This is a genomic window from Paraburkholderia sp. J7, from assembly GCF_905220155.1.
Lineage (GTDB): Bacteria > Pseudomonadota > Gammaproteobacteria > Burkholderiales > Burkholderiaceae > Paraburkholderia.
The window spans coordinates 1-11265 of record NZ_CAJMYZ010000054.1 but is presented as its reverse complement, the minus strand read 5'-3'; the positions used below and the strand labels follow the sequence as shown (position 1 = coordinate 11265).

At 57.9% G+C, this 11265-nt stretch carries 8 protein-coding genes; 3 read left to right on the top strand and 5 right to left on the bottom strand.

What is annotated here, in order from left to right; all coding sequences use genetic code 11:
* The first annotated feature begins 639 nt into the window (after positions 1-639).
* A complete protein-coding gene (locus U5A58_RS40035) occupies positions 640-1140 on the top strand; it encodes a phosphohydrolase (protein WP_321965417.1) in 501 nt (166 codons plus the stop codon).
* Between the two features lie 183 nt (positions 1141-1323).
* Here U5A58_RS40035 and U5A58_RS40030 read toward each other — a convergent pair whose 3' ends face one another.
* The 4 genes from U5A58_RS40030 to U5A58_RS40015 all read right to left on the bottom strand — a co-directional run bounded on the left by U5A58_RS40030 (position 1324) and on the right by U5A58_RS40015 (position 6997).
* Entirely contained in the window at positions 1324-3906 is a 2583-nt protein-coding gene (locus tag U5A58_RS40030; RefSeq protein ID WP_321965416.1) for an ATP-binding protein, read from the bottom strand.
* 215 nt (positions 3907-4121) lie between these two features.
* Complete coding sequence (locus U5A58_RS40025; RefSeq protein WP_321965415.1) at positions 4122-4520, bottom strand: DUF3331 domain-containing protein; 399 nt, start codon at positions 4518-4520, stop codon at positions 4122-4124.
* Between the two features lie 109 nt (positions 4521-4629).
* The gene (locus U5A58_RS40020) at positions 4630-5451 is read right to left on the bottom strand and encodes an alpha/beta hydrolase (RefSeq protein WP_321965414.1); all 822 of its coding nucleotides are present in this window, start codon (positions 5449-5451) and stop codon (positions 4630-4632) included.
* Positions 5452-5566: 115 nt separating this feature from the next.
* Positions 5567-6997, bottom strand: a complete 1431-nt coding sequence (locus tag U5A58_RS40015) for a winged helix-turn-helix domain-containing protein (RefSeq protein WP_321965413.1) — start codon at positions 6995-6997, stop codon at positions 5567-5569.
* A gap of 584 nt (positions 6998-7581) precedes the next feature.
* On the opposite strand from U5A58_RS40015, the gene U5A58_RS40010 reads away from it, so the two are divergent.
* Both U5A58_RS40010 and U5A58_RS40005 read left to right on the top strand, forming a co-directional pair.
* Positions 7582-8793 (top strand): MFS transporter, encoded by a 1212-nt coding sequence (locus tag U5A58_RS40010; protein WP_321965412.1) that lies wholly within the window; start codon positions 7582-7584, stop codon positions 8791-8793.
* A 45-nt stretch (positions 8794-8838) separates the two neighbouring features.
* Positions 8839-10155, top strand: a complete 1317-nt coding sequence (locus U5A58_RS40005) for an epoxide hydrolase (protein ID WP_321965411.1) — start codon at positions 8839-8841, stop codon at positions 10153-10155.
* Positions 10156-10219: 64 nt separating this feature from the next.
* Here U5A58_RS40005 and U5A58_RS40000 read toward each other — a convergent pair whose 3' ends face one another.
* Positions 10220-11155, bottom strand: coding sequence for a LysR family transcriptional regulator (locus tag U5A58_RS40000; protein ID WP_321965410.1), 936 nt, complete (start codon positions 11153-11155; stop codon positions 10220-10222).
* Positions 11156-11265: the final 110 nt, after the last annotated feature.

Sequence of the window (11265 nt, the reverse complement as noted above, 5' to 3'; positions counted from 1 at the left end):
GTGGTACTTTAGACCTGTGCGTCTCCTCAAAAAATACGCAATTTGCCAATTGACTTTCCACGTCCATAGATAATCAACAGTTGTTGGAGTGCGACGCAGCTGCCCCGTAAGCACCTGGAGCATTTAATCTTTTTTCATGAAAAATCAGCGACTAAGGAATGCTTTATCCGGACGAAACCGTTAGATTGAGTCGTCAACAAGTCTGGATCTCCCTTACCCCGCGCATGCGATGCACTCTGTAACGTTGTGCTCAAACTGTTCAAGACGTGAGACGGCGTTAGCCTGGAAGACGACAGGTCTCGAGTCGCTAGACGGGGACTCGTTGGGCATCCAGGTAACGGGCGCATTCCGCATTCGAACAAAGGGATGCACGTTGCACACGGCAATCGTCGGGACGTTGTGAGCGTCACGGCGCCACGCGTCATGCGTTTGCACTGGAGGAGGCACCTTTTGAGTCCCAGGAAATTGCGAACCGCTTTTGGATTTCCGTCTCAGCTAGTGGGGGTGAATATGCCCAGCAGGCGATTCTCACACTATGCAGCCGACATCGCGCGAGTGTCTTTGCCGGCGACTTTGGTGCGGCACGCCTACAGGGTTTTTGTCTTTGCGTCGCTTGAGGCCGCGAGGCACGACACGCCTGTGGCGGCAGATCTACTTTTCGTCGCAGCGCACTTTGCCCACATGGGACTGAGTTCAAGCTATGCGAACTCGACACAACGTTATGAACTGGACGGCGCCGATGCAGCGAAAGAGTTTCTGGATAGGGAGGGAGTGAGGCATGCCCATAGCGCGGCTGTGTGGGATGCGATTAGCCTTCATACCACACCAGGCGTGCCTGAGCGGATGTGCGGTCTCACGCGGCTTCTCGCCTACGGCTTACGCGCTGATCTCTTCGGTGAAGGGATTGATTGCCTCTCAGTAGAGCAGAGAAGCGAAATTCTTACGGAGTTCCCGCGGGGCGACAACTTTGCGAACAGCTATCTGGAAGCGGTCGGGCGAGGCATTGCACATCGTCCAGAGACTACCTTTGGCGCCGTCAGTGCAGATATCCTTGAGCGATACAGTTCCGCGTTCTATCGAGGGAATTTCTGTGGGCGCGTACTCGGGTCGCGTTGGGAAACGGGTTCATTTGGCAGTTGATAATATGCCCCGCTCGATTCATGTTGTGTATATCGGCGATGTATCGATTAGTTTCTCAGCGTGGTCGCGTCGGATTGCCTTCCAGGCGGTCTTTCAGATGTCTGGAATAAGGGTAGATTTCATGTGTTTGTCGTTATCAACATCCGGCGATGTGGATCATGATTGGTGCGGCGCCCACAGGCGTCATTCGGCAGGCGAAGTCGATACCAGACTCCCGATCGACACGCGTAAATCATGCAGCTCGGAGTGGTACCACCAGCTCCCGTGTTCTGCGCAGTGCTCAAGTGCGGCCTCCACTGTTTCGAAAGCGCGATCATGCTGGCCGCTGGCATGGAGTGCTTTCGCGAATTCTCCGAGAACCATGGGCAAGGGTGTCAGGTAGCCTGTCAGGCGCAGCCGCTCGATCGAGCCTTCCATTTCGGAAAGCGCTTCGGGCGCAAGACGGCTATCCATCGCCCGGGCGATCCACTCAAATGCATCACAGCATGCCAGCCAGGCGCGCAACCCGGCCTTACGACATTCGTTTTCAAGATTCTCCACTGCAAGCATCAGGCTATTCGCGTTTCGATGAAGGATCGCGAGTGGTATGGTCGCCTCCATGAGCACGTATGCCAACGTGATTTCGTGGCCAGTGGCTCTCGCCGTGTCCTCCGCTGCTTCGATTTTTTGCAGACTACCGCTTACGTCGCCGAGGAACCACTGAATGCGGGCGAGCAGTGCGTGAGTGGCAGTAACCATATCCGTGCGCACGCCGGCCGTTGACCATCTCACTTCCTGTATTGCGGGTGCGGCCAATGCCGCAAGCAGTTCCTCGCGCGCTTCAGCATGCCTGCCCGCATAGTGCAGCGTCATGCCAATCACCCTTCGACTGAGTGCGACCTGCAAAGGCGATCCAAACTTTTGTGCCGCACGCCGGAACCGCAGCGCTTGAACAAGTGCGCTCGCGGGCCTGCCGGCGTAAAGCTCAAGGTTCCACAGCCCCCAGATCGCCCGCAGTTGTAGTCCATGATCGTTAGCGGCTTTGGCCAGTTCCAGGACCTCTTGCCATGCAGTCGCGACGGATGGGCCCGGCCCTTCGGTGTAAACAAGCGCGGCCGCGTAGGCAGTCAGTATTCTGAGTCGCGTATCCGGCAGCCGCGGATTCGCGTTCGCACATCGAAGTGCCTCAATGGCGATAGAGGACCAATACTCGCATTCCTCGAGACGTGGAAGCTCGTACAACATAGGCACCGCGGTCCCGGCGAGATCGATCCCAAGATCAGGGTTGCCTGAGGGACCAAATGCCCAGGACATGGCTGCCCGCATGTTTCCAATCTCGGCACTGATCACGTCATGAGCGTCCTCGATCCTGATCTGCTCGTCCTTGTACGGTCCGCTTTCGAAGAAGTCGCGGAAGTAAGTGGCGTGGGCGCGCGCTGCTGCGGCTGTTTCCCCGTGCTGGTCAAGCAGGGTACGAGAATACGCCCGCGAACTTTCCAGCTGGCGGAAGCGGCGCGCATTCTGCCGGTCCACATAGAGAAGCGATTTGGCGACGAGCCCGGCGAGTGTCTGGGCAGTGCTGACGGTCGAAATCCCGTGCTGCTCCATGATTGCCGCGATTGCTTCGAGCGTGAACCCGTCCGCGAACACCCCAGCTTGCCGAAAGAGTAGCTGCTCGTTTTTTGCGAGGAGCCTGTAGCTCCACTCGAATACCGCTCTCAAGGTCTGGTGGCGCGGCAGCGCGTCACGGGAGCCGCCTGTGAGAATCGCGAAGCGGTCGTCGAGATGTGCACGAACCGTATCGAGTCCGAGCGTGGCAGCCCGGGCAGCCGCAAGTTCGATGGCGAGAGGAATGCCGTCCAGACGCCGGCAGATCTCGCCTATTGCGGGAACTGTTGTTTCATTCAGGTCGAAGTCGGCCGAGAGCCGACGTAGCCGATGCAGGAAGAGTTTGACCGCATCGGATTCGAGCGTTTCATCGTTGTCCGCTGTGAGCGAGGGACAGGTAAGGGTCTGCAAGGGAAAGACCGTTTCAGCGGCAATGCGCAGCGCCTCACGACTCGTCGCTAGCACGCGCACGCCGGGATTGCCCGCCGTGATCGTCTGTGCGATATAGGCTGCACTTTCAATCAAATGCTCGCAATTGTCCAGGATGACAAGGCATTGCGATTGGCGCAAGCTTTTAGACATTTCCTCGACGCTTATCGCGGTGCCCTTCACGACATCGGCAAAAATTGAAAGTATGGCTTCTCTGAGCTGATGCTCATTCTGGATAGCCGCAAGCGAGATATAGCGGATACAGAAGAACAGGTCACCGGTGTCGCGACAGACCTCGATTGCGAGGCTGGTTTTTCCGATGCCGCCAGCGCCCGTGAGAGTGACAACCTGATTCGACTCGAAGAGATGCAGCAGCTCTTCGACAGCGGCACTGCGTCCGAAAAGGGTATCAACGAAGGGCAAGCCCAACGAATACACCTTGCTTTGTCGCGGGGCAGCCTGCGGCTGCGGCAGCAGGAGGTAGCCACGACCGGGCACGGTTTGCAGAAGATCGCGGGCGTCCCCGAGTGCACGCCGCAGCGTGACAATCTGTACCTGCAGATTGTTTTCTTCGACGATTGTCTTTGGCCACGCATGATTGAGCAACGCGTCCTTGGAAACAACTGAACCGCGGGCAGCGATCAACGCTTCGAGAACGGCGAATGCGCGACTGCTGATCGGACAACGCTGGCCGGCCCGAAATACCGATCCATCCTCGATCGAGACACGCAAGGGGCCGACCTCAATCATTCGACTGCTCCACCCGCTTTGAGGATGGAGCACCTGGCCGTCCGGAGCAGGGCGTCAGGCACGATAGAGGATGCAGATTTGCCATAAATGGGTCGGGCAGCGGTGATAGACCTGGAACTAATATTATTGTCTATCGTAGCAGGACAAATTTATGAAAAATCGCGCATAGCCCTACTTCAGGCGAGGATGTTCTTCACGCCTGCGTGCCGGCGATGTCAGGAAGCGATGTCGGTCATCGCTTCGAGCGACGATGCGCCGATCATCGCTGAAGCATTCAGGCAGATACGGCGCCTGGTGCGCTGCGGCTTGAAGACGTCGTCGCCGCGAACGATCCGCTTGCCCGTTAGCACACAGTAGCCGGATTTTCGGGCGACGGCCTTTCGCCAGATCTGTTCGCCGTAGTAGCACCCAACCGGGCTGCTCCATTGAACGACGACCGTGGAATCAGAAGGCCTTTCGAGAATGACAACTCGTACCGCTGCCTCCACGGCTGGCACAGGAGCGGCTTTCGCCGATGGGGGGGAAGTCCGGTGAAGGAACCCGTTCAGAATCCGGTGCCACCGTGCTGAGTCGACAGACGGGATGAGATCGGGAGATCCCAAAAGATCGCTCATTTTCAGTACCTGCACTGGGTAGTCATACGTGCGTACGTGATCAGCCCGGAAGCACGCAGAATGATTGACGCGCTGTTTTCCGTCGCCGCGCCCATCACAGCGGACAACGTCAGCTTCTGAGGAATTCCAGGAGATCCCGATTGACGTCGTCAGCGTTAATCACCGCCATGCCATGCGAGCCGCCTGAATAAACTTTGAGTATCGCGTTTGGCGCAATTTCGACGGAACGGCGGGCCGATGCGTCCATTGGGACGATCTGGTCGTCATCGCCGTGGAGAATGAGCAGCGGAACCGTGATCTTCTTCAGGTCCTCGGTGTAGTCGACCTCGGAGAATTCGCGGATGCAGTCAAACTGCCCCTTGATAGATCCCATCATTCCCTGTTGTTGGAAAGAATCGATGGTTCCCTGTGAGACGGATGCGTCAGGGCGATTGAAATTGTAGAAGGGGACGGCGAGGTCCCTGTAAAACTGGCTGCGGTTCTTGACTACGCCCGCACGGATACCGTCGAAGACGTCCATCGGCAGTCCACCCGGGTTCGAAATGCCTTTCAGCATGATCGGTGGCACCGCGCCGATCAGGACGGCTTTGGCGACGCGACCGGTACCGTGCCGACCAATGTAGTGCGCGACTTCGCCTCCGCCGGTCGAATGGCCGACTAGCGTGGCTTCCTTGAGGTCGAGATGGTCTAGTAATGCCGCGAGGTCGTCAGCGTACGTGTCCATGTCATTACCGTCCCAGGGCTGGCCGGAGCGACCGTGGCCACGCCGGTCGTGAGCAATGACGCGGTAGCCGTTATTGCCGAGGAATAGCATTTGTGCGTCCCACGCGTCTGCGCAAAGCGGCCAGCCATGGGAGAACACGACCGGGGCGCCGGAGCCCCAATCCTTGTAGAAAATTTCGGTACCGTCGGCGGTTTTGAAGTAGCTCATTGCAGCTCCAGGAGGGTAGCGGGGACAACTGAATACGGGTCCGTGTCGTGTAGCGCATCAGGCATCGCCACGATAATCAAAACCGCTCCGGTAAGCCTTTTATATATATTAAGTTTTATGAAATTCCGGCCGGAAACATGAATTCGCGCGCCGGTATCCGCTCTAGCGGCCTTTTCTTCGCGGGCTCCAGTTCTGAGCGTTGCTGCCGGAGGAATCGCCGAACCGTATGGGGAATCCGGTACGTCACCGACGACCCCGTGTAGGCCCGAATGAGAAACGAACTTTCGGCAAGGTCACTGATCGCCTCCAGCGCATTTTCCGGTTGCAATCCCGACCTTTCTGCGATGCCTCGCAGCTCACAGAGATCAGCTTCGGCGCCAGCATCCAGTAGTCCAGCGAGAATTGCTTGCGGGCGGACTCCGAGTTCCGGCCATGTCCACATCAGGGCTGTGCCTAGCGACGCGTGTCGGCTCTCACTCATGCGACGTACGTCGCCGCTGGACAAGTCAATATTCTGCTCAAGCAGAAGGGCTACGGACTCGATTCCAAGCATCGATGTATGGTATGCCGCGAATTCGATCGCAAGCGGCAGGCCATCCATCTGCTCGACGAGGTGGCGAGCGCGCTCCATAAACTCGCCTGTGGTGTCCACCTCCGGATCGAAACACCGTACTCGGGATACAAACATTTCGACCCCAGCGTTCATCGTTCCCCGCGAAGGAACTGTGAGAAGCGACGGAATCTTGACCACTTTTTCTGACGATACCCTGAGGGGAGTGCGAGTCGTCAGAAGCACAACCGTTCGCGATGATTGCCTGAAGGTGGCACTGTCAGACAGCGCCCGAATCACCACGTGGGAGAGGCGGTCACAATTGTCGAGCACAAGGAGCGCGGTCGGACTGGCAACGCTTCCTGCGCACGCGGATGAACGATCGTTGATCGGATCGAGCGCTTCTCCAATCTGTGCATATGCGTCGCTCTCGCTGGCGTGCGATGCGAGGGAAAGATACGAAACGCCGATTTCGCCCCGATCGGCGAAATACCGGGCGACTTCCTGTGCCAGACGGGATTTGCCGACGCCTGCGGCGCCCGTGACTGTAATCACTGCGTCTGCTCCCTCACTGATCGCAGAGATCAAGCGGTCAATGCATGTTTGACGACCGAACAGGAGTCCACCTGAATGCGGAAGGGTGAGGTCAAGTTCATGAAGCGTTTCCGGGCGTGGCGCGACGGAAAGATTAGAAGGTTCGGTGACCACAGTCTGAGGTCTGGCCATTCTGTAGCCGCGTCCCGAAACAGTCTGGATCAGGTGGCGATCTTCACCCAAAAGCCGTCTGAGCGCGGAGATATGGACCTGGATGTTGTTTTCCTCAACAACCGTGGTTGGCCAGACTTTCGCAAGGATGTCGTCGGTTGAAACGATTGCGCCGTTTGCGTCCAGCAGTAGCAGTAGCAGCTCGAATGCACGACTGCTCAAACGAACGACTACGCCGCATCGAAGGACTTGTCGCGAATCGCGCTCAACTTCCAGTTCACCGATTCTCATCAGGGCAATCTCGATAGTGAAATCAACACATCGCGGTCACTGATGCAGGACACCCACACGCAAGTATCGAAAGGTTTTGGTAAGGGTGCTCCCGGGCTCGATAACGTCTGATGCGGCTTCACGTTCGAGAGGAGTAGCTCACATAACCGGTTCGCGTGCGGCTTTAGTGAATAGCGATAGGTCGATACCGGCAAAGAGCCGGGTCAGACGGATATCCATTATGTCTGCGCATAACAATTTTGCAACGCCAAATGACTGCCGATGTGCATTTTCATAAATTTTAAGGATCGTTCAATGAAATAAAACGGGGATTTTTGAATACTCCCGGTGTTGATGCAACGGTTTCACTCGCCAGTGGGCCGATCGTGTTCGCTCTATTCCGTTGCCATGGTTGCTTGCATCGGATAACCCTCGGGAGTGTTGTCATGTTCGATAGATCAAATCTCCAGCGCGTTCACCGTTTGCGACTGTGGGCAGCACGCTCGATCATCCACGGCTGTGGAAAATGAATTGGCAAAGAGCGTATTTTTCCGCCATCTGCCTGTGTCTAAAGTTTCGCCATCGACATTGACCGGACCTGAACGATGAGCGAGCAGATAGCCCCTTTAGTGATACAGCACGAGCCAACCGGGAGCGCCAGCAGCATTGCGGACTGGACGCCGGTGCTCACCGTGGCAGCCGAAGCATTCGTGATGGTGACAAGCGAGATGCTGCCCGTTGGAGTCCTCAGTCAGATGGCCAAAGCTTTGGGAGTGACGGGAGGCGCCGCGAGCATTCTTGTGTTCACGCCAGGCATCATGGCGGCGATCGCCGCGCCGCTCTGCGCCGTACTGGCGCAACGCGTCGAACGCAAGACGCTCCTGCTGCTGATCGGGCTTGCCATAGTCATGTCAAACCTGCTGGTAAGCGTTGCGCACAGCGCGCCTTTGGCTATCCTGGGCCGCCTGCTGCTTGGAGCCTGCGTCGGTACTTTCTGGGCGATTGCACCGTCAATTGGCCGCCGACTCGTTCCGGCGAAAGACGGCAATCGGGCAACGGCCATTATCCTCGCAGGCATCTCGCTGGGCGCCGTACTGGGGGTGCCAGCGGGCACAGCGATCTCGCACGCTGTCGGTTGGCGGATCGCGTTCGCCATCGTCGCCGTTGCGACGTTGCTGATGGTGCTCGGCCAGGCATTTCTGATTCCTTTGCTTCCTGCTGGACAGGCGATCCGTCCATTCCAGCTACTTGGCGTGCTGCAGGTCCGATCTGCCCGGTTCGCGCTTATCGCGACTGCGCTTGTCGTAGCAGGCCATTTCGCCGCCTATACGTTTCTCGAACCCTATCTCAAGGAAGTGGGTGGCATGCACCCCGCTGTGGTTGTGTGGCTGCTGTTCGCGTATGGCACCGCAGGCGCAGTGGGCACCATGCTCGCAGAGCGGGCGGCAGCGATCAATGTTCGCGTCACGTACTTGCTGACCACTGTCGCGCTCGCCTTTGCACTTTTTCTCGCGAGTGTCTGGACGGGGGCGCCTGCAGCCATCGTGACGTCGCTCGTAACTGTGTGGGGTCTGCTCTTCGGGGCTGTCCCGGTGTGCATCCAGCTCTTTCTTTACGAGGTCGCGCCGCTCGAGCTTGACGCATTTTCGGCGACCCTGGTCTCCGTCTTCCAGATTGCTCTCGCTACAGGCAGCTGGTTTGGCGGTCGAGTCGTGGATGGTTTCGGGATCACATCCACGTTCAGGCTCGCAGGCATCTTGTCGATCATGGCAGCCGTAATGCTCGCCGCAGTGGTTAAGCGCGCCTCGCGCAGCTAGACAACAAACGCATTTCCATTACCAAACTCCAGGAGAAAAACCTCAATGGAAGCCACGCCTGTTTCCTCCGAAGCGGAGCAACCCAACAAGCGCCGTCGTACCGTGATGCAGCTGGCGTCAGCGCTTGCCGCACTTCCGTTCCTGAATTCCGCAGAAGCAGCGACGAAGCGCTCAAACCGCGCGCCGGCGATCTTTACGATGCCCGCAGCCACTGAGGCAGTGACGCCGTTTAGGGTCTCGATTCCACAAGGCGTGCTCAACGACCTTGATCGTCGCCTCGCAATGGTCCGCTGGCCCAACCAGGAAACCGTTCCGGGCTGGGTCCAGGGTGTACCGCTCGATTCCGCTAAAGAGCTCATCACATACTGGCAAACTCAATATGACTGGCGCCGTCTCGAACGACAGATCAACAGCTTCCCCCAATATCGCACCTCGATCGACGGTCTGGGAATTCACTTCATCCATGTGAAGTCGAAGCACCCCAATGCACTGCCGATCATCCTGAGCCACGGCTGGCCCGGTTCGGTCGTCGAGTTCTTCGACATCATCGGCCCGCTTACCGATCCCACTGCTTACGGTGGCAGCGCAGAGGATGCGTTCGACGTAGTCGTTCCTTCAATGCCCGGTTTTGGTTTTTCGGATCAGCCACGCGAGAAAGGGTGGGACGTCGTCCGGACTGCAAAGGCGTGGTCCACACTGATGACCCGTCTCGGTTACAAACGTTGGGTGGCGCAGGGCGGTGACTGGGGAACGGGCGTGACTCATGTCCTTGGTCATCTTCGTCCCGACGGCCTCGTTGCCGCGCACGTGAACTGGCCATTGGTCTTCCCACAAACGATGCCCGCGCATCTGACGCCTGCGCAGCAGGCAGCGGTGGATGGCGCAGCGAGATTCACGGGCGAGGGCGGAGGCTACTTCAAGGAGCACGCGACAAAGCCACAGACGATCGGCTATGCACTTGCAGATTCGCCATCCGGACAGGCGAACTGGATGTATGAGAAGTTCATCGGCTGGGCCGATAACGCCAATCAACCCGACGGCCATCTCTCATTCGACAAGATCCTCGACAACATCACACTGTACTGGGTCACTAACACATCGGCGTCCTCTGCCCGGTTCTACTGGGAGGCGACGCAGGCCGGCATGTCAGGGTTCAGCGGCGGCACCATCGAACTGCCGATGGCCGCGACCATTTTTCCGCACGAAATCTATCGTGCGCCGAAGGATTGGGCGCAAGCCGCATGGCCGAACCTCTTCTACTGGTCGGAAGTCGACAAGGGAGGCCATTTTGCAGCAATGGAGCAGCCAGCCCTGTTTGCTCAGGAGATGCGACTCGCTTTCCGCAAGATGAGAACGGCGTAGTTCGCGGGCCCGCCAGTCGCTTGCACGTCCTGATTCCCGGTAGACATCACGCTTCGGTTCCGTTTCATCTGGCAGTACGGTGCGGAGCGGGCGTGCTGTCGAATGGCTTGAAGACCTCGATGACCCAATCAACGAAAACCTTCAGTCGAGCACTGTTGTATTTCGATTGTGCGAAGACGATGTGCATAGGGTGAGGTGGACGCCTCCACTGTGGCAGGACCTGGACAAGATCGCCGCTTTTCAGCCATGGCTGCGCCATGAACGAAAACGTCTGACCGACACCCAGCCCGCTTACCAGAGAGGTTAGATGAGCCGTACTTTCGTTCACAAAGACACCTCTGGCGCCCTTCGGATCGATGGTTATTGATTCCTCACCCTGCTGGAAAAGAAGCGTGGTGACACGACCGGTCAACGATGAAAAGTAGCCCGCGATTTCATGGCGCGCGATCAGGTCATCGGGATGCGATGGCGTGCCGCGCTCGGCAAGGTAGCTGGAGCCAGCATACGTGCCCCATTCCAGCCCTGCCAGGCGACGCGCGACGAGAGAGGTGTCAGTCAGCTCGCCACCGCGGATTACGCAGTCCACGCCGTCACCGATCAGGTCGACCTGACGGTCGCTCACTCCCACGTCAAGCTGGATTTCGGGGTAGCGCTTACGGAAAGCGGGTAGGTGAGGCAGCAGGATCAGATTGGCGAGCGATGAACCGACGTCAACGCGGATGCGTCCTCGCGGGTTGCCGCGTGAATCTGCGAACAGGCCGTCCATCTCATCCAGGTCCGCGAGAAGTTTGATTGCGTTCTGGTAGTACGCCTGACCTTCCTCCGTGACGACCACTCGGCGGGTGGAGCGCTGAAAGAGCTTCACGCGAAGATGGGTTTCAAGTTCCTGAATGAGCTTCGAGACGGTCGCGCGCGGGACGTTCAGCGTGTCAGCCGCCTTGCTGAAGCCCCCGGACTCGGCAATACGCACGAACACACGCAACGCTTGTAGTTGATCCATTGATCCTCCTTCAAGGGGTGAGTGATCAGTGTAGCGATTATCCACCCACATGGAAGATCAATTCGCAGTCGCAGTGTTTTTCCACGTCGAACAGACGTTTATCGTTACAT

What these genes read in the sequence shown, in the direction of transcription:
- U5A58_RS40030 (WP_321965416.1), bottom strand. Translation starts at nt 3,906, where the DNA reads ATGATTGAGGTCGGCCCCTTGCGTGTCTCGATCGAGGATGGATCGGTA.
- U5A58_RS40025 (WP_321965415.1), bottom strand. Translation starts at nt 4,520, where the DNA reads ATGAGCGATCTTTTGGGATCTCCCGATCTCATCCCGTCTGTCGACTCA.
- U5A58_RS40020 (WP_321965414.1), bottom strand. Translation starts at nt 5,451, where the DNA reads ATGAGCTACTTCAAAACCGCCGACGGTACCGAAATTTTCTACAAGGAT.
- U5A58_RS40015 (WP_321965413.1), bottom strand. Translation starts at nt 6,997, where the DNA reads ATGAGAATCGGTGAACTGGAAGTTGAGCGCGATTCGCGACAAGTCCTT.
- U5A58_RS40010 (WP_321965412.1), top strand. Translation starts at nt 7,582, where the DNA reads ATGAGCGAGCAGATAGCCCCTTTAGTGATACAGCACGAGCCAACCGGG.
- U5A58_RS40005 (WP_321965411.1), top strand. Translation starts at nt 8,839, where the DNA reads ATGGAAGCCACGCCTGTTTCCTCCGAAGCGGAGCAACCCAACAAGCGC.
- U5A58_RS40000 (WP_321965410.1), bottom strand. Translation starts at nt 11,155, where the DNA reads ATGGATCAACTACAAGCGTTGCGTGTGTTCGTGCGTATTGCCGAGTCC.